This is a genomic window from Pseudomonas sp. A125 (assembly GCF_055409485.1).
Window position 1 is genome coordinate 18,273 of record NZ_JBUZVP010000005.1, and the last position, 18,287, is coordinate 36,559.

Sequence of the window (18,287 nt, forward strand, 5' to 3'; positions counted from 1 at the left end):
ACGCGCCCTTATTCAGGCCAGTTTCACCGACACCCGCTCCACCGCCTCCCGGGCTTCGCGCAGTTCGTGGGCGTCCTGGTTGAGCCGGTGGATGGTATTGAGCAGACGCTGGCGCAGCACTTCGTCGCTGAGTTTTTCGACGGCGCGCATCAGGTCAAAGGCCGCGGTTTCGTTATTGTCCGCGACGGAATCAAGGGTCTTGCGCAGGTTGCGAGTGGCACGGGTCACACGTTTTCTTCCTTCATCACCAATGGGCGGGCACTTTAGGACATTTGTGTTTCAGTTTAATTTCAACCACTTGTCGTCGATTGTTGGGCCGTTGACGCAGATCAATCGAAACAGGATTTGACCAATACATATGGTTATCCGTATATTCGGATTTCCGCATATTCAGAGGCGCTGACCATGTCAGATCTTTTTTCCCCGCCCAATGTTTTCAAATGCCTGGCCGATGCCACCCGCGCGCGCCTCGCGCTGTTGATCCTGCGCGAAGGCGAACTTTGCGTGTGTGAGCTGATCCATGCTCTGGACGACAGCCAACCGAAAATCTCCCGCCACCTGGCGCAACTGCGCAGTTGCGGGTTGCTGCTGGACCGTCGCCAGGGCCAGTGGATTTACTACCGCCTCAACCCGGCCTTGCCCGAATGGGTGACGGCGGTGCTCGACACCACGCTGCAAGCCAACCAGGCCTGGTTGAAAACCGACGCCCAGCGCCTGGACACCATGGGCGACCGCCCACAACGGGCCAGCGCCTGCTGCTGACCCTGCGGAGAGCTTCTTATGCTTGTTGCCGTTGCTATTTTTTTGTTCACCATCATCCTGGTCATCTGGCAGCCCAAGGGCCTGGGCGTCGGCTGGAGCGCCACGCTGGGCGCGATCCTGGCGTTGGCCCTTGGGGTTATCAGCCTGGCCGACATTCCGGTGGTGTGGCACATCATCTGGAACGCCACCTTGACGTTCGTCGCGCTGATCATCATTAGCCTACTGCTGGATGAGGCGGGCTTTTTTGCCTGGGCCGCGTTGCATGTGGCGCGCTGGGGCCATGGGCGCGGCCGGCGATTGTTCGCGTATATGGTGCTGCTGGGTGCGCTGGTGTCGGCGCTGTTCGCCAACGATGGCGCAGCGTTGATTCTCACACCCATCGTGATGTCGATGCTGTTGGCGTTGCGTTTTTCACCGGCCGCGACCCTGGCGTTCGTCATGGGCGCCGGGTTTATCGCCGACACCGCGAGCCTGCCGCTGGTGGTCTCCAACCTGGTCAACATCGTGTCTGCCGACTACTTCAAGATCGGCTTCAACGAATACGCCGCCGTGATGGTGCCGGTGAACCTGGTAAGCGTAGCCGCCACACTTGCGGTATTGCTGTGGTTTTTCCGTCGCGACATCCCCCAAACCTATGACCCGGCAGACCTCGACGACCCTGCCAGTGCGATCCATGACCGGGCGACGTTCCGCGCCGGATGGTGGGTGCTGGGCATCCTGCTGGTGGGTTGCTTTGCCCTGGAACCGCTGGGCATTCCCATCAGTGCGATTTCCGCTGCCTGCGCCACCTTGCTGCTGGTGATCGCCGCCAAGGGCCACAGGATTTCCACGCGCAAGGTGCTGAAGGAAGCACCGTGGCAAATCGTAATCTTCTCCCTGGGCATGTATCTGGTGGTCTACGGCCTGCGTAACGCCGGGCTGACCAACTACCTCGCGACCTGGCTCGATACCTTCGCCAGCTATGGCGTGTGGGGCGCGGCGCTGGGCACCGGTGTACTCACCGCGCTGCTGTCTTCGGCGATGAACAACCTGCCAACCGTGCTGATCGGTGCGCTCTCCATCGAGGCCAGCCACGCGGTGGGCCTGGTCAAGGACGCGATGATCTACGCCAACGTGATCGGCAGCGACCTCGGCCCAAAAATCACTCCTATCGGCAGCCTGGCTACCTTGCTCTGGCTGCACATCCTGGCGCGCAAAGGCATCACCATCACTTGGGGTTACTACTTCAAGGTGGGCATTGTGCTGACCTTGCCGGTGCTGCTGATCACCCTCGCCGCCCTCGCCCTGCGCCTGAGTTTCTGATGGAGTCCAATCAATGAAAGTCCTGTTCATGTGCACCGCCAACAGCTGCCGAAGCATTCTCTCGCAAGCGGTGTTCAATCACTTGGCACCGCAGGGTTTCCAGGCTATCAGCTCCGGCAGTTTCCCCAAGGGCCAGGTGCTGCCCCGCAGCCTCACCACGTTGAAAGCCGCGGGCATCAGCACCGAAGGGTTGTACAGCAAGGGTAATGACGCTTTTGAAGGCAGCCCGCCGGACGTCGTTATCACTGTGTGCGACAAGGCTGCCGGCGAAGCCTGCCCGGTGTATTTCGGCCCGGCGCTCAATGCGCATTGGGGGCTTGAAGATCCGTCCGATGTGCAAGGTGATGAGGCTCAGGTCGACGCCGCGTTTCACGCCACCCTGGAGATCATCGAACGCCGCTGCCGGGCTTTTTTCGAGCTCCCGTTCGCCAGCCTGAACCCCATCGAACTCAAGGCCGAGCTTGATCGCATTGCCACGTTATAACCGGAGAACCTGATGAGCACCCTGCCCAACCTGAACCACACCCTGTCCCCGCCCCAGCAACTTGAACAACCGCCACGCATCCTGCTGCTCTACGGGTCCACCCGCCCGCGCTCCTTCAGCCGCTTGCTGGTGGAAGAAGCCGCGCGGCTGTTGCAGCATTTTGGCGCCCAGACGCGCATCTTCAACCCGTCGGGTTTGCCGCTGCCGGATGATGCCCCGGGCGATCATCCCAAGGTCCAGGAACTGCTGGAGCTGATGCAGTGGTCCGAAGGCCAGGTCTGGTGTTCACCGGAGCGCCACGGCTCGATGTCGGCGGTGTTTAAGGCGCAACTCGACTGGGTGCCACTGGCCCTCGGCGCAGTACGTCCAACCCAGGGCAAAACCCTGGCGGTAATGCAGGTGTCCGGCGGCTCGCAGTCGTTCAATACCGTCAACCAGTTGCGGGTGCTGGGACGCTGGATGCGCATGTTCACCATCCCCAATCAATCGTCGGTGCCCAAGGCCTTTATGGAGTTCGATGATCAGGACCGCATGAAGCCGTCCGCACTCTATGACCGCGTGGTGGATGTGATGGAAGAGCTGGTGAAGTTCACTCTGCTGCTGCGTGATCGCCCAGACCTGGTGGACCGTTATTCGGAGCGCAAAGAGAGTAGCGAGGCGCTGTCGAAACGAGTCAATCAACGGTCGATCTAAAGGCCTTTTGCGGCGTATGCTCGCGTGCACCGTCACTGCGAGCCATTTCAATGAGTTCCATGCTGCATGCCTGGCTGGGCAACTACGAAGTCAGCAGTACCGCCTGCACCGGCCTGACGTTTGCCCGCCACAGCCATGATGAATGCGTGATCGGTGTCAACCTGCTCGGTGAGGAACAGGTGTGGCTCGACCGCCGTACATTCGTGGCCGGGCCCGGCAGCATTACCTTGTACAACCCCGGGCAGATTCAGGGCGGCGGCGCGGCCGAGGGTCAGCCGTGGCGGTTTGTCAGCCTGTATGCGGGGGCTGATCAGTTGGCAACTGACCTGGGGCTGGCGCACCTGGAATTCGACCGCTCGCTGTGCTTCCAGCCGGAACTGGCGATGAAACTTGCCGGCGCGATTGAAGGTTCGTTAAGTGCCGATCCGCTGGCCCGGGCGCTGAGTGAAGACGCCTTGGTTGTACTGCTTGGCGACGTGGTCAGTTGCAGCGGCGTGCGCTTGCCCGGTAGCACTGCGGTCGGGCGTGGGCTGGTGATCAAGGCCCAGGAGTGGCTGGCTGAAAACCTGCATCAGGCCGTGGCACTCGACACCCTGGGTGAAGAGTTGGGCCTGTCGAAATTCCATCTGCTGCGGGCTTTTCAGAAAGACACCAGGCTCAGTCCGCGCCAGTGGGCGATGCAATTGCGTACCCGGCGCGCCAAGGGTCTGCTGCGCTCAGGCGTTGCGGCGGCGCAGGTTGCCCACACCTTGGGGTTTGCTGACCAGAGCCATCTGAACCGGCATTTTCGTGCGGCCTACGGCATTACGCCGGGTCGCTATCAAAGCGTGCTCAAAGGCTGAAAAGCGCAATCTGGTTCAAGACGCGTTACGGCCACTTGCCCAAACTATCGGCGTTCACTGTAGCAGCCAGCTTGCTTGCGAAGATGATGCGAGGAACCTGGCGCGCTGCGGTGTCTGTGAGTTTTTCGCGAGCAAGCTCGCTCCTACAGTGGTATTGCGCATGTTGACGATCTTTTTTTCGGCGCTGGTGTTTGGTTTTGTGTTTTGCCTGTCACCGGGGGCGGTGCTGGCGGAGACCCTGCGGCGTGGGCTGCTGCACGGGTTTACACCGGCGTTGTTGGTGCAGATTGGCTCACTGGTGGGGGATGCTGTGTGGGCGGTGATTGGCCTTACGGGCATGGCGTTGTTGATTCAGCATGAGTCGGTGCGGGTGCCGCTGACGGCGGTGTGCGGGTTGTATCTGGCCTGGCTTGGGGGGCGCAGTTTGGTGGATGCCTGGCGCTTGCCGGAAGCCGACGGTGCGCCGGCCAGGTCCGGGCGGAATGCGCTGGCGGTAGGGGCGGCCATTTCCCTGGCTAACCCGAAGAACATTGTTTATTGGGGCGCGCTGGGTAGTGCGCTGTCGGGGATAGTCGGGGCCACGCCGAGCCATGGGCAGACGTTGATGTTTTTTGCGGGGTTTATGTTGGCGTCGGTGATGTCGTGTTTTCTGATTGCGGCGTTGGTCAATTTGTTGCGCCGCAATGCGTCGCCGATGTGGCAGAGGGTCAGCTATGGTGCTTGTGGTGTGGTGCTGTTGTATCTGGCGATTCTGGCGTTGCGTGCGATTTGAGTATGGCTAGCACGGCGGCCTGAGTGTTAAAAGCACGGGCAAAAGCTGTAGGAGCCGGCTTGCCGGCGATGCAGGCACCTCGGTGTATCAGGTACACCCGGTTGACGCCATCGCCGGCAAGCCAGCTCCTACCGTGGGCCGTGGTCGGCAGCCATTACCGCGCAAGCACCATGGCAAAATACCCAAACACTGTGAGCAAAATCCCCGACACCGCATACGCCACCGGAAACCCGATCCACGGCACCGTACTGTCAATTTCCTTGGCCGCCTCCCGCGCCGGCCCCGAATGACTGCGCGCCCCGGCCACCCCGCCCATGAGAATCGCCGGGTTGATCTTGAACACATGAAACCCCACCGCCCAAACAATAAACGGCGGGATCGTGCACGCCACAAACCCCAACAAAAAGATCTTCAACGCAATGATCGCACTGATCTGCGAAACCAGGTTCGCCCCCGCATTCACGCCCACAATCGCGACAAAGAAGATCAACCCCATGTCCTCGAGAATGTTACGCGCCGCATTCGGCGTATTGCCGAAAAACCGCACCCGCGACACCAGCGACGAGACGATAATCCCCGACACCAGCAACCCGCCCGCATTCCCCAGGCCCACCGCCGCACCGAACGCCGGCACCTGAATCAGGCCAATCAACAACCCCAGCACCATGCCCAACGACAGTGTGAGCAAGTCGGTGGCCGTACTCGCCCGCCCCGCCTTGCCCAACAACGCCGTAGCCTTGTCGATGGCACTGCGCAACCCGATCAGGTGCAGCACATCCAGGCGTTGCAGACGGGTTTCCAGCCCCACCGGAATCGGCGCACCGCCCCGCTCAATGCCCACCAACTGCACCTGCCCGGCAATCGATGACTGGCTGAATTCCTTCAGTGCCTTGCCCACTGCGTCCTTGTGCGTGACCAGGATCACCGCTTCGTCCAGCGGTATATTCAGCGCCCGTGCATCCGGCACCTCCGGCCCGATAAGCCCCATGTGGTCGGTCAGCGCATCCAGGCTGCCGCCTAGGGCAATCACGTCGCCCAACTGCAACACCAACGCAGGGTCGGCCCCCAGCAATTGGTCACCCCGTTCGACATTCTCGATCTGGTACAGCGCAAAGCGCTCGCGAAACTGCGCGATGCTCTGCCCCACGAGTTCCGCGTTCACCAACCGATAAGCCCGTAGGTCAAACGGGCGGTAACCGCTCAGTCCGGCATCGTCGACATTCGGTACGCCGTGCTCCACCTCAAACGCTTTGGCCGCCTTGCGCGCATCTACGCCCCACCAGCGCGGCAGGTATTTGCAGATCAAAATGATGCCGACCGTGCCCCAGATATAGGTGATGCCGTAAGACAGCGCGATCATCGCGGTGGCCGCCGCCGCAGTGGTGCCCGGCGGCAGCGGCACCACGCCCGAGGTAATCGCCTGTTCGGCAGAACCAATGGCTGCCGACATGGTTTGCGAGCCGGCGAGAATCCCGCCCGCGGCGCCCACCGGCAGCGCTAGCAAGCGCACCCCCAGCACCACGATGCCCAACCCCAGGAACGAAGACAGAATCGCCAGGAAGGTGAACTTCAGGCCGTCGCCCTTGAGGCTGTTGATGAACGAAGGCCCCACGCGCAGCCCCACGCCGTACATGAACAGGTAATAAAACAAGCTCTTGGTGAAGTTATCGAGTTCGAAATGCACGCCGTAGTAAGACGCCCACGTCGCAATCGCACAGCCAATAACGATGGCCCCGGCCACCGCGCCCAGGCCGTAGCCCTTGATGGTGCCGCGCCCGACCCAGACGGACAGGCCAACCACCAGGAACAGCAGGATGTAGGGGTTGTCGTGCAGGAAAGTAAAGAAAGCAGTCACGATGATTCGTACCTGGCGATGCAACGCTAAAGGCACCGGGCCTCAAGGCCCGGTGGGTGTTCAGTGCGTTCAGTCGAGGTTCGGGGTGTCGGCCGGGATCACGGGGTCGGCGATGGCGCCATGGCTGAAGCTTGGGCCTGCATCGGAATGCTCCACCGGGTTTTTCTGCAAATAGGTGACGGCCTTGTGCAGATCATCGAGCAGCAGCGCCACCAGATCACGGCTCACACCGTGGCGCACCAGGATGCGCTGCACCACGATGTTCTGGCGGTCGGAAGGCAGTGGGTAGGACGCAATCTGCCAACCGCGCATACGCACGCGCTCCGACAGGTCGTAGAGGCTAAAACCGTGGTCGATGCCGTCCTTGAGTTTGTAACAGACCGCCGGCAGCCCGTCCTTGCCGTCGTACACCAGTTCCAGCGGGGCAAACTTGGTGATTTCCGAGGCCAGCCACTGCGCCGTATCCGAGCACGCTTGTTGAATCCTTGTGTAGCCGTCGCGGCCCAGCCGCAGGAAGTTGTAGTACTGGGCGATGATTTCACCACCGGGGCGGCTGAAGTTGAGCGCAAAGGTGGCCATATTGCCGCCCAGGTAGTCGACGTAAAAAATCAGCTCTTCGGGCAGGTCTTCAGTGGAGCGCCAGATCACCCAGCCTACGCCCAGCGGCGCCAGGCCATACTTGTGACCGGACGCATTGATCGATTTGACGCGCTCGATCACAAAATCCCATTGCAGTTCCTGCTGGATGAACGGGGCGATAAACCCACCGCTGGCCGCGTCGACATGAATCGGGATGTCCAGGCCGAGGTCACGTTGCATCGAGTCCAACTCGGCTGCCAGGGCCGCGACCGGTTCGTAGATCCCAGTGAAGGTCACGCCAAGGGTCGCGACCACGCCGATGGTGTTTTCGTCGCAATACTCACGCAAATCAGCAGGGCGCAGGCCCAGGGCATCGCCGCGCAACGGCACTTCGCGGATTTCCACATCGAAATAGCGGGCGAATTTTTTCCAGCAAATTTGCACCGGGCCGCACACGAAGTTCGGTTTGTCCGTGGGCAACCCCGCCGCTTCCCGACGCTTTTTCCAGCTCCACTTGAGGGCCAGGCCGCCGAGCATTGCGGCCTCGCTGGAGCCGGTGGTGGAACAGCCAACGGTTTGCCAGGACTTCGGCGCGTGCCACAGGTCGGCAATAATGTGCACACAGCGGTTTTCAATCTCGGCGGTCTGCGGGTACTCGTCCTTGTCGATCATGTTTTTGTCGAGGGCATCAGCCATCAACTGCTGCACTTCGGGCTCGACCCAGGTGGTGCAGAACGTCGCCAGGTTTTGCCGGGAGTTGCCGTCCAGCAGCAACTCGTCGCGCACCAGGTTGTAGGCGGCAGACGGTGTAGTCGAATGGTCCGGAAGGCGATATTTAGGGAGTTTGTGCTGGGCAGAGCCACTCGAATACACGTCTTCGATGGCTTGGTCTTGAGTCTCAACGGTTCTGTGAAGTGCCATGAAATCCTGCTCTTGAATGAGGGAAATGGCGTAGACGATGATCGCGACAAGTGCCGATCAGGCTGCGTCAGGAAACGAGCGATGTAGCGGTGGCGCCGAATATCACACGCACTGCGGCGCAGCAAAGTGACCCAGATCATTAAAACCATGGATAAGCCGTCAAACGGTGCGAATCGCTTGGCAGTGACCTATTGGCTCAACGCTTCGTTCAATATCAGGCTGCGATAGTGGCCGGGGTTGGAGCCCGACCACTTGCGAAACGCCTTGTGGAACGAGCTGGCATCGGCAAACCCCAGGCGGGTGGCGATCTCGGCAAAGCTGATGTCGGAGTCGGCCAGCCACACGATCGCCAGCTCTTTGCGCACGCTGTCCTTGAGCCCTTGGTAGGTCTGGCCTTCTTCCGCCAGGCGCCGGCGCAGGGTCGAGGCCGAAATGCACAGGGACGTGGCCAGGCCTTCGGTTTCCGGCCAGGTGTCGGCCGGCATGTGCCGCAGGTCGGCCTTGATGCGGGTGGCGAGGCTGTCGGGGTCGCGGTATTTGACCAGAATGTTCGCTGGCGCCTGGGCCAGGAAGCGCTTGAGTTCTTCGGGGCTGCGCTTGACCGGCAAGTCGAGGCAGTCGGCCGAGAAAATCATCCGGGTGCGCGGTCGGTCAAAGCGCAGGTTATCGGAGAACATCACTTGATAGTCGTCGCAGAAGGCCGGCTGCGGGCAGCGCAATTCGATTGCCAGGATCGGGATGCGCCGGCCCGCCAGCCAGCAGGCGACGCCATGGACGATCATCCAGTAGGCAAAATAGGTGAAGGCTCGCTTGGGCTCGGGCTCGGGCTCCCACAGCACAATTTCCGCCAGGCTCTGCTGGTGCACCAACTGCGCAGGCAGTCGTTCGAGCATCAGCGACAGAAAACCCAGGCCGGTTTCCAACGCGGCGGCCAGGGTTGGTTGTGCCATGGAGGCGCGGCAAAGGAACTCCAGGCTGCCGGACTTGAGCTTGCGCGGGTCCATGCCAAAAAATTCATCGTCCATGCGCCGTGCCAGCAAGCGCCACAAACGCGCATAAGCCGCGGCCGGAACGCGTGCGGCGGGCTGTTCGAGCAGCGCCGGATCAATCCCGACCTTGGTCAATACTTCGTCGGTCGCCGCACCCGGCGCGCAGCTCTGCAACAGGGCTTCGCGCACTAGATGGATGGAAATGGTGTCTTTTTCCGACATGGGAAATGGCGCAATCCGGTTGCTGGAACGATGCCGCGCATTCTAGTGGGGGTTGCGGTTTGCCACCACCGTTCAGTCAAGGTTCAGTAAAGGTCAATATTTGCTGTTTAGTAATGAGTATCATTATGTTACAACTTAGCATCCTATCTAGTAGTGATTCGGTGCCGAATGCTTGTTCCCTTTTTGATCATGCTGCGCGAAGGCATAGAAGCCGCCTTGATCGTTGGCATTATTGCCAGCTACCTCAAGCAAACCGGCCGTGGCCAGTACATGCCTGCAGTGTGGATAGGCGTCTTTCTGGCAGCCGCCCTGGCGCTGTTGGTAGGCGGTGGCCTGGAACTGGTCAGTGCCGAATTCCCGCAAAAGCAACAGGAACTGTTCGAAGGCATCGTCGGCCTGGTGGCCGTGGGCATTCTCAGTTCCATGGTGTTCTGGATGCGCAAGGTGGCGCGCTCCATCAAGCATTCGCTGCATGAATCCCTTGATCACGCCCTGGCCGGGTCCAAGCACCAGGTCACGGCGCTGATCGCCATGGTGTTCTTCGCCGTGGCCCGTGAAGGCCTCGAAACGGTGTTCTTCCTGCTGGCCGTGTTCCAGCAAAGCGAAGGCCCGGGCGCGCCGATTGGCGCCCTGCTCGGCCTGATCCTGGCGATCATCGTCGGCTTTTTGATCTACAGCGGCAGCATGCGCCTGAACCTCGGTGCGTTTTTCCGCTGGACCGGTTTGTTCATCCTGGTGGTCGCCGCCGGCATCCTCGCCAACTCGGTACAAGCCCTGCACGAAGCCGGGGTGTGGAACCACCTGCAAACCGTATTGTTCGATTTCAGCGCAACGCTACCGATGGATGGCCCGCTGGGCTCGGTGCTGGCCGGGATGTTCGGCTATCAGGACGCACCGACCGTCAGCACCCTCGGGGCCTACCTGATTTACCTGGTGGTGGCCCTGGTGATGTTCTTCCTGCCGGCACCGCCAAACAAACCGGCACCCCGCACAACATCCTCCGTTTCCAGCCAGTAAGGACCGCCTCTTGTCCAACCAAACCCCTCAACCGGCTCCGCCTTCCCGCGCCTTGCGCTGGGCGGTGGGCGGCTCGGTGGTCGTGATGATCGCCGCCGGTGGCCTGTTCTACTACGCCTCGCAACTGGCCGCCTCAAAGCGCCAGGCCAACCACAATGAAATCGCAGTGACCATCCACGCCCACAGCTGCGAGCCGAATGCGCTGACGGTCCCGGCAGGACATGCCAGTTTCCGCATCATCAACCGCTCGGACCGGGCCGTGGAGTGGGAAATTCTCGACGGCGTGCTGGTGGTCGAAGAGCGAGAAAACATCGCCCCGGGCCTGAGCCAGGTGATCAACGCCAACTTACTGCCCGGCGACTACCAGATCACCTGCGGCCTGTTGAGCAACCCGCGCGGCACCTTGACCGTGACGCCAACGGCCGAGTCGGACGCGCAAGCCAAGGCCAAACCGTCGATGGTGGCGTTTATCGGCCCGCTGTCGGAGTTTCGTGTGTACCTGAGCAGCCAGGGCAGCGCTCTGGTCAAGGCCGTTACGGCGCTAGACCAGGCCATCGAAGCCGGCGACCTTGCCCAGGCCCAGGCGCTTTACGTGCCGGCCCGCGAGGCATACCAGCGCCTGGCCCCGGCCTCGCAGCGCCTGGCGGAACTGGACAACGCGATCAACGCTCGCGCCGACTACTTTGAAAAACGCGAGCAAGACCCGGACTTCAGCGGCTTCCACCGTCTTGAGTACGGCCTGTTCCAGCAACGCAACCTCGACGGCCTGGCGCCGATTGCCCAGCGCCTGGTCACCGATGTCACCAGCCTCAAGCAACAGCTGCTGGCCCAGTCGCTGCCACCGGAGCAACTGGTGAGCATTGTGGTGCGCAACCTCAACAGTCTGGCCGACGTGCGCGCCGCCAGCGGCGAGGAAGAGCGCTACAGCCATACCGACCTCAACGGTTTTGCCGCCAACCTGGACGCCGCCCGCAAGGTGGTCGACCTGATGCGCCCACTGCTGACCAAATCCGCCGCGCAATTGCTGCCAGGCATCGACAGTGCAATCACCGCCTTCGACGCCGAACTCAACGGTTTGAAAGTCGATGGCCGCTACGCCTCGTATGACAGCGTCACGGCCGATCAGCGCAAGCAGATCGCCGACAAGGCCAAGGCTCTGGCCGTTGCACTCGATGGAATCGACCCAGCCCTTGGCCTTTCCGGCCTGAAGTGAAGACGACCGTAGACATGAGTGATTCAGAACAATTTTCCTCCCAGCGTCGTCGTGTATTGCTGGGCATGGCCGCCACCGGCGCCGCGATTGCAGGTGCAAGCCTGAGCTGCCCGGCGATGGCTGCCAACGCTGCCGCGCAAGTCACCACCGCACCGAGCAGTGAAAAAACCCAGGACCACCACGATTACCATGGCAAGCACCAGACCGGCATCGTCACCCCACGCCCGGCTTGCGGCATGCTGGTGTCGTTCGACGTATTGGCCAGCGACCGCGAAGACCTGGAACGGCTGTTGCGCACCTTGAACGAGCGCATCGCGTTCCTGATGACCGGCGGCACCGTGGTGCAAGTCGACCCGAAACTGCCACCCACCGACTCCGGCATCCTCGGTCCGGTGGTCACGCCGGATAACCTGACCATCACCGTATCGGTCGGCGAATCGTTGTTCGACGAGCGCTTCGGCCTGGCCGCGGCCAAGCCCAAGCGCCTGATCCGCATGGTCGGTTTCCCCAACGATGCGCTGGAACCGGCGCAGTGCCACGGCGACCTGAGCCTGCAGTTCAGCTCCAACACTCCAGACACCAATATCCACGCGCTGCGCGACATCGTGAAGAACCTGCCGGACCTGCTGCTGGTGCGCTGGAAACAGGAAGGCAGCGTGCCGCCCCAGGCCCCTGCCCGCCCAGGCGAGCCTGCCCAGAGCGCACGCAACTTCCTCGGGTTTCGCGACGGTTCGGCCAACCCGAACTCCAACGACAACAAGGCGATGGACCAGATTGTGTGGGTTCAACCCGGCAGCGACGAACCGGCCTGGGCCGCCAACGGCAGCTACCAGGCGGTGCGGATCATCCGCAACTTCGTCGAACGCTGGGACCGCACGCCCCTGCAAGAGCAAGAAAGCATCATTGGCCGGGTCAAGACCAGTGGCGCGCCCATGGACGGCCAGAAAGAAACCCAGGTCCCGGACTATGCCAAGGACCCGGAAGGCAAGTTGACCAAGCTCGATGCCCACATCCGCCTGGCCAACCCGCGCACCGCACAGACTCAGGCCAACCTGATTTTGCGCCGGCCGTTCAACTACTCCAACGGCGTCAATAAAAACGGTCAGTTGGACATGGGGCTGTTGTTCATCTGCTACCAGGCTGACCTGGAGAAAGGCTTTATCAGCGTACAAACCCGGCTCAACGGCGAGCCCCTGGAGGAATACCTGAAGCCGGTTGGCGGCGGTTATTTCTTCACCTTGCCAGGCGTCACCGGGGCCCAGGATTTCATCGGGCGCACGCTGCTTGATGCGACACATCCACAAACCACTGCCAATACCTAAAACAAACCCCAGAGCGGAAATCGTCCCATGAAGAAGTCGTCTCTCGCATTGTCGTTGTTAATGAGCCTTTCGCCGCTGGCAGCCTTCGCCGCCACCGCGCCGCTGGACCTGGTAGGGCCGGTGTCGGACTACAAGATCTACGTCACCGAAGAAATCGGTGAGCTGGTCACCCAGACCCAGGCGTTCACCGACGCCGTGAAAAAAGGCGACCTGGCGACGGCCAAGAAGCTGTACGCACCCACCCGCGTTCACTATGAGTCCATCGAGCCGATCGCCGAGCTGTTCAGCGACCTCGACGCATCCATCGACTCCCGCGTTGACGACCACGAAAAAGGCGTGAAAGCCGAAGACTTCACCGGCTTCCACCGCATCGAGTACACCTTGTTCTCCGAGAACACCACCAAAGGCCTGGACGCGCTGGCTGACAAGCTCAACAGCGACGTGCTCGACCTGAAAACCCGGGTTGACGGCCTGACCTTCCCGCCAGAAAAAGTGGTTGGCGGTGCTGCTGCCCTGCTGGAAGAAGTCGCGGCGACCAAGATCTCCGGCGAAGAAGACCGTTACAGCCACACTGACCTGTATGACTTCCAGGGCAACATCGACGGCGCGAAGAAAATCGTCGATCTGTTCCGTCCCCAGATCGAGAAGCAAGACAAGGCGTTCGTCGCCAAAGTCGACAAGAACTTCGCGGCCGTGGACAAGATCCTCGCCAAATACAAAACCAAGGATGGCGGCTTTGAGACCTACGACAAGGTCAAGGAAGCTGACCGTAAAGCCCTGGTTGGCCCGGTCAACACCCTGGCCGAAGACCTGTCCACCTTGCGTGGCAAGCTTGGCTTGAACTGATTGGCATGCTGCCTGCTTCTCCCGCGCCCTGACGCAGGGGAAGCAGGTCGGTACCTGTTAACTTTGACAGTAGACAGCCCACACAAAATCAACCTTCATGACAGGGGACGCTTCCGTCTAACGCAAGGGAGTTCGTGATGAACACTAAACTGATTGATGAGACAACATTTGATGAAGATGAATGGAATGGCTGGTACGCCGACTCGGCCTACCCAATGGAAATCGTGAAGCAGGGGTCGCGTTATTACGCACAGCCGGGACCAACGTCACCATCAGCGATTGCCGTCCTGACCAAACATTTTTCACTGAAGCATGGCGAAGAACACGTATTCCAACTGACATACAAAGCCACAGTCGATGCCTGGTATACGCTTTATTTTGATCAGCGAACGCTGGCGTCTGTAGAGTTGAAAAAAGCATCTGAGGCAACAATCAGCGTCCCCTTCACACTCGCTGAATCAGAAGGCGGCCCTGGCTCTCTCAGGATCCAGATTGAACCGCCGCCTGGCAGCAGAAATGACGCCGTAGCAATTGACACGTTGTACATTGCGGCTGTTTCTCGCTGAAGTGGAAAACGCCGGATAAGAGGCCTTCCTCTACAAAATCCGATACAACAACCGCTCGATCCTCACCCGGCTGACCCGACGCAAGAACTTGCCGACGGCCGCCGGGTACTCCATCAGGGTTTCCAACTGCTGGTAACGTTCGATACGCGAGGTGTGCTGGAAAATCTCCGCAAGCTCGGTACGCCGAGGCCCTACCCATTCACCCTTCGGATCATCGATCAGCAAGGCGTTTTCCAGGTCGAGGCGAAACGCTCGCGGGTTGATGTTGTTGCCGGTCAGCAAGGTGTAGCGCTGGTCGACCCACATGCCCTTGAGATGGTAGGTGTTATCGCCGTCGCGCCACAGGTGCAGGTTCAACTGGCCGCTGTCGATCATGCGCTGGTGGCGCTTGGCGAAGCGTCGCAGGCTGATTTCGTAGAGATACGGCAGTGCAGCAATGACCTTGAACGGCTCGCTCGGCGGGATGTAGAAGTCGTTGGCAGTCTTGTCGCCGACAATGATGTCGATCTTCACCCCGCGCGCCAGGGCGCGGTTGACTTCCCGCGTGACCGGCAGCGGCAGGTTGAAGTACGGGGTGCAGATAGTCAGTTGGTGTTGGGCGCTGGCGATCAGCTCACAGATCACCCGGCTCAACGGGTTGTTCTTGCACACGCCCAACAAAGGGCTGACCGACAGGTTGCCGTTTGGCAACTGCCCGGCTGTGGTGTCATACACCGCGTGTTTCAGGCGGCTGCGCAGGTCGCCGATGTCGTTGCGCAGGCTGCGGGTGGTCGGCGGGTTGGGCAGGTCGAGGCGATGCACCGCCTTGGCGGCCACCAGGCCGTGCTCCACCAGGTGCTGCATCGAGTCGGCCAGCGCCTTGTTGTGGATCAGGTGGTAACGGTCATAACGGTACTTGTCGAACTTGTGCAGGTACACGTTATTCAGGCTGGCGCCGCTGTACAGCACGCTGTCATCGATCACAAAGCCCTTGAGGTGCAGCACACCGAACAACTCGCGGGTTTGCACCGGCACGCCGTACACCGGCACTTCGGTGCTGTGGGACTCGGTCATGGCCTGGTACCAGGCGCTGTTACCCGGTTGCTTGCCCGCGCCGATCAGGCCGCGCTGGGCGCGCAGCGAGTCAACCACTACCACGATATCCAGCCCGGGCCGTGCGGCTTTGGCAGCGTGCAACGCGTCGTAGATCTCTTGCCCGGCCTCATCCTGCTGCAGGTACAGCGCCACGATGTAGATGCGCTGGGTGGCCTGGGAGATTTTCTGCAACAGGCAGCGGCGGTACTCGGCCGCACCGGACAGCACGTCGATGGCATCGGGCGTGAGGGGAAAACCGCGCAGCTTGGGCAACAGGGAGCGTTTGAATAACGACGGCATAAGGCTCGCAATGGGTCGAATCCGAAGGACTCAAGAGCTTACACCATGGGGTGGCTCAGGTCTTCCCGCCTGGGGGTAAAAAATAATTAATTGCCAAAGGAGAACGATCGTTCTACTGTTGTTTGCATGAACGATATCACTCGCGACATTATCCTCGACGTTGCCGAAAAGCTGATCTACCGAAACGGCATTGCTGCCACCGGCATGGAGCTTCTGGTGAAGACCGCCGGCGTCTCCAGAAAGAGCGTCTACCGCTACTTCGCCAACAAAGACGAACTGGTGATCGCCGCCTTGCAACGCCGCGACGAGCGCTGGATGCACTGGCTGCGTACCGAAGTTGAGCGCTACACCACCAGCGGCGAGCGTCTGCTGGCCGTGTTCAGCGCTTTGAAGGCCTGGTTCGGCTCCGACGACTTTCGCGGCTGCGCGTTCATCAACACCAGCGGCGAGACCGGCGACCCGCAAAACCCGGTGCGTCAACTGGCCAAGGCCCACAAACAGAAACTGTTCGAGTACGCCCTCGAACTGTGTCAAGCACAGGGCACCCCCGACCCGGAACGCCAGGCCGCGCACCTGCTGATCCTGATTGATGGCGCCATTACCGTTGCCCTGGTCATGGGTGATTCAACCGCTGCCGATAACGCGCAAGCCATGGCGCGAACCTTATTGCAACTTTGAACCGACTTTTAAACCAGTCCAGGAGCCGTTTCCATGTCATCCAATAGCGAAATCCGCCCGCCATTGCCGCCATTCACCCGAGAATCGGCGATTGAAAAAGTTCGCCTGGCCGAAGACGGATGGAACTCCCGGGACCCGCAACGGGTGTCCCTGGCCTATACCCAGGACACTCAGTGGCGTAACCGCGCCGAGTTCGCTCACAACCGCGAAGAAGCCAAAGCCTTCCTGACCCGTAAATGGGCCAAGGAGCTGGATTATCGGCTGATCAAGGAGTTGTGGGCGTTTACCGGCAACCGCATCGCGGTGCGTTATGCCTATGAATGGCATGACGACTCGGGCAACTGGTTTCGCTCCTACGGCAACGAGAACTGGGAGTTTGACGAGAACGGCTTGATGGCGAACCGGTTTGCCTGCATCAACGACATGCCGATCAAGGCAAGCGAGCGCAAGTTCCACTGGCCGCTGGGCCGGCGCCCGGATGAGCATCCGGGGTTGTCGGAGCTTGGGTTGTAGGCTCCACGCTACCCACCTGTGGGAGCGGGCTTTTCTGTGAGAGCTGGCTTTTCTGTGGGAGCTGGCTTGCCTGCGATGCAGACACCTCGGTGTATCAGGCACACCCAGTTGATGCCATCGCAGGCAAGCCAGCTCCTACATAACCCCGGTGGCCGACGTCAGTCCTGGTTCAGGCCTACCCGATACAACACACCCTTATCCTCATCCGTCAGCACATACAGGTAACCATCCGGTCCCTGGCGTACATCGCGGATCCGCGCTTTAAGGCCGCCCAGCAGCCGCTCTTCGTGGATGACCTTGTCACCGTCGAACTGCAAGCGAATCAACTCCTGGCTGACCAGTGCCCCGATAAACACGTTGTGCTGCCAAGCCTTGAAACGATCGGCGTCGTAGAACGCCATGCCGCTCACCCCCGGGGATTTCTCCCACACATGGTGCGGCGGCACAGTGCCCTCGGCGGTCTTGCCCTTGGCTTCGGGTATCGGCGTCAGGGAATAGTTGATGCCATGGGTTGCCAGTGGCCAGCCGTAGTTTTTCCCACGCTCAATGATGTTGATTTCATCCCCGCCACGCGGGCCGTGTTCGTTTTCCCACAGTGTGCCGCTCCACGGGTTCAGCGCAGCGCCTTGAGGATTACGCTGGCCGTAGGACCAGATTTCCGGCCGCACGCCTTCCTGGCCAACGAAGGGGTTGTCTTCGGGTATACGGCCGTCAGGAAAGATCCGAACCACCTTGCCTTGCAGCTTGTCCAGGTCCTGGGCGGTGGGGCGATCATTGTTTTCCCCCAGGGTCACGAACAGGTAGCCATCGCGGTCAAACACCAACCGCGAGCCGAAGTGATTACCCGTGGACAGCTTGGGCTCCTGGCGCAGGATCACCTTGAAGTCTTGCAGGCTGCTCAAGTCGTCGCTCAAGCGCCCACGCCCGACTGCGGTGCCGGCGGTGCCGTTCTTGCCGCCGCCTTCGGCGTAAGACAGGTACACCAGTCGGTCCTGCTTGAAGTCCGGCGACAGCACCACGTCGAGCAAACCGCCCTGCCCTTTGGCAAATACTTTCGGCACGCCGCTCAAGGGCGCAGACAGCTTGCCGTCCGGGCTGACAAAGCGCAGGTTGCCGGGCCGCTCGGTGACCAGGAACCCTTGCTTGTCCGGCAGGAACGCCACTGCCCACGGGTGATCCAGGCCCTTGGCAATCGGGGTGACTGTGATGCTCCCCTGTTCGCTGGGGAACTGCTGGGTGTCGGCAGCCGCAACGGGCAGCGCCAAGGGCAGCAAGGCCGCCGCGCAGAAGGTCGCTAGAAGGGTTTTGCGTAGAAGCATACGGTGGGATTCCTTATC

At 60.9% G+C, this 18,287-nt stretch carries 19 protein-coding genes; 13 read left to right on the forward strand and 6 right to left on the reverse strand.

Features of this window, described 5'->3' with window-relative positions; all coding sequences use genetic code 11:
- Positions 1-12: 12 nt before the first annotated feature.
- The gene (locus ACZRN6_RS08380) at positions 13-228 is read right to left on the reverse strand and encodes a hypothetical protein (RefSeq protein WP_322145353.1); all 216 of its coding nucleotides are present in this window, start codon (positions 226-228) and stop codon (positions 13-15) included.
- A 177-nt stretch (positions 229-405) separates the two neighbouring features.
- Between ACZRN6_RS08380 and ACZRN6_RS08385 the strand changes: the two genes are divergently transcribed.
- The 6 genes from ACZRN6_RS08385 (at position 406) to ACZRN6_RS08410 (ending at position 4,855) form a co-directional block, all read left to right on the forward strand.
- Positions 406-762, forward strand: coding sequence for a metalloregulator ArsR/SmtB family transcription factor (locus ACZRN6_RS08385; protein ID WP_322145354.1), 357 nt, complete (start codon positions 406-408; stop codon positions 760-762).
- Between the two features lie 18 nt (positions 763-780).
- Positions 781-2,064 carry an arsenic transporter gene (locus ACZRN6_RS08390; RefSeq protein ID WP_464007690.1) on the forward strand — a complete coding sequence of 428 codons (1,284 nt, stop codon included), beginning with the start codon at positions 781-783 and terminating at the stop codon, positions 2,062-2,064.
- A 13-nt stretch (positions 2,065-2,077) separates the two neighbouring features.
- On the forward strand, positions 2,078-2,548 hold the full coding sequence (locus ACZRN6_RS08395; protein ID WP_464007691.1) for an arsenate reductase ArsC: 471 nt from the start codon (positions 2,078-2,080) through the stop codon (positions 2,546-2,548).
- A gap of 9 nt (positions 2,549-2,557) precedes the next feature.
- Complete coding sequence (arsH, locus tag ACZRN6_RS08400; RefSeq protein WP_416152129.1) at positions 2,558-3,241, forward strand: arsenical resistance protein ArsH; 684 nt, start codon at positions 2,558-2,560, stop codon at positions 3,239-3,241.
- Between the two features lie 50 nt (positions 3,242-3,291).
- Positions 3,292-4,083: a helix-turn-helix domain-containing protein gene (locus tag ACZRN6_RS08405; RefSeq protein ID WP_464007692.1), complete on the forward strand. Its 792-nt coding sequence runs from the start codon at positions 3,292-3,294 to the stop codon at positions 4,081-4,083.
- Between the two features lie 160 nt (positions 4,084-4,243).
- Complete coding sequence (locus ACZRN6_RS08410) at positions 4,244-4,855, forward strand: LysE family transporter (protein ID WP_322145359.1); 612 nt, start codon at positions 4,244-4,246, stop codon at positions 4,853-4,855.
- Positions 4,856-5,009: 154 nt separating this feature from the next.
- On the opposite strand, the gene ACZRN6_RS08415 is transcribed toward ACZRN6_RS08410, so the two are convergent.
- The 3 genes from ACZRN6_RS08415 to ACZRN6_RS08425 all read right to left on the reverse strand — a co-directional run bounded on the left by ACZRN6_RS08415 (position 5,010) and on the right by ACZRN6_RS08425 (position 9,421).
- Complete coding sequence (locus tag ACZRN6_RS08415) at positions 5,010-6,710, reverse strand: aspartate:alanine exchanger family transporter (protein WP_322145360.1); 1,701 nt, start codon at positions 6,708-6,710, stop codon at positions 5,010-5,012.
- A gap of 69 nt (positions 6,711-6,779) precedes the next feature.
- Entirely contained in the window at positions 6,780-8,210 is a 1,431-nt protein-coding gene (locus tag ACZRN6_RS08420) for a glutamate decarboxylase (RefSeq protein ID WP_322145361.1), read from the reverse strand.
- Between the two features lie 188 nt (positions 8,211-8,398).
- Positions 8,399-9,421 carry an AraC family transcriptional regulator gene (locus ACZRN6_RS08425; RefSeq protein ID WP_322145362.1) on the reverse strand — a complete coding sequence of 341 codons (1,023 nt, stop codon included), beginning with the start codon at positions 9,419-9,421 and terminating at the stop codon, positions 8,399-8,401.
- Positions 9,422-9,589: 168 nt separating this feature from the next.
- On the opposite strand from ACZRN6_RS08425, the gene efeU reads away from it, so the two are divergent.
- The 5 genes from efeU (at position 9,590) to ACZRN6_RS08450 (ending at position 14,385) form a co-directional block, all read left to right on the forward strand.
- On the forward strand, positions 9,590-10,438 hold the full coding sequence (gene efeU, locus ACZRN6_RS08430; protein ID WP_322145363.1) for an iron uptake transporter permease EfeU: 849 nt from the start codon (positions 9,590-9,592) through the stop codon (positions 10,436-10,438).
- Positions 10,439-10,448: 10 nt separating this feature from the next.
- The gene (gene efeO, locus ACZRN6_RS08435; protein ID WP_464007693.1) at positions 10,449-11,651 is read left to right on the forward strand and encodes an iron uptake system protein EfeO; all 1,203 of its coding nucleotides are present in this window, start codon (positions 10,449-10,451) and stop codon (positions 11,649-11,651) included.
- Positions 11,652-11,665: 14 nt separating this feature from the next.
- Positions 11,666-12,973 (forward strand): iron uptake transporter deferrochelatase/peroxidase subunit, encoded by a 1,308-nt coding sequence (gene efeB / locus ACZRN6_RS08440; RefSeq protein ID WP_464007694.1) that lies wholly within the window; start codon positions 11,666-11,668, stop codon positions 12,971-12,973.
- A 27-nt stretch (positions 12,974-13,000) separates the two neighbouring features.
- Complete coding sequence (gene efeO, locus ACZRN6_RS08445) at positions 13,001-13,819, forward strand: iron uptake system protein EfeO (protein WP_177044104.1); 819 nt, start codon at positions 13,001-13,003, stop codon at positions 13,817-13,819.
- Positions 13,820-13,956: 137 nt separating this feature from the next.
- Positions 13,957-14,385 carry a hypothetical protein gene (locus ACZRN6_RS08450; RefSeq protein WP_464007695.1) on the forward strand — a complete coding sequence of 143 codons (429 nt, stop codon included), beginning with the start codon at positions 13,957-13,959 and terminating at the stop codon, positions 14,383-14,385.
- A 30-nt stretch (positions 14,386-14,415) separates the two neighbouring features.
- On the opposite strand, the gene pssA is transcribed toward ACZRN6_RS08450, so the two are convergent.
- Positions 14,416-15,759: a CDP-diacylglycerol--serine O-phosphatidyltransferase gene (gene pssA / locus ACZRN6_RS08455; RefSeq protein ID WP_464007696.1), complete on the reverse strand. Its 1,344-nt coding sequence runs from the start codon at positions 15,757-15,759 to the stop codon at positions 14,416-14,418.
- Positions 15,760-15,885: 126 nt separating this feature from the next.
- Between pssA and ACZRN6_RS08460 the strand changes: the two genes are divergently transcribed.
- Positions 15,886-16,437 carry a TetR/AcrR family transcriptional regulator gene (locus tag ACZRN6_RS08460; RefSeq protein ID WP_322145367.1) on the forward strand — a complete coding sequence of 184 codons (552 nt, stop codon included), beginning with the start codon at positions 15,886-15,888 and terminating at the stop codon, positions 16,435-16,437.
- Positions 16,438-16,470: 33 nt separating this feature from the next.
- Positions 16,471-16,950 (forward strand): nuclear transport factor 2 family protein, encoded by a 480-nt coding sequence (locus ACZRN6_RS08465; RefSeq protein ID WP_322145368.1) that lies wholly within the window; start codon positions 16,471-16,473, stop codon positions 16,948-16,950.
- 158 nt (positions 16,951-17,108) lie between these two features.
- Here the strand turns inward: ACZRN6_RS08465 and ACZRN6_RS08470 are convergent, their stop codons facing one another.
- Positions 17,109-18,269, reverse strand: coding sequence for a PQQ-dependent sugar dehydrogenase (locus ACZRN6_RS08470; RefSeq protein ID WP_322145369.1), 1,161 nt, complete (start codon positions 18,267-18,269; stop codon positions 17,109-17,111).
- Positions 18,270-18,287 lie beyond the last annotated feature (18 nt).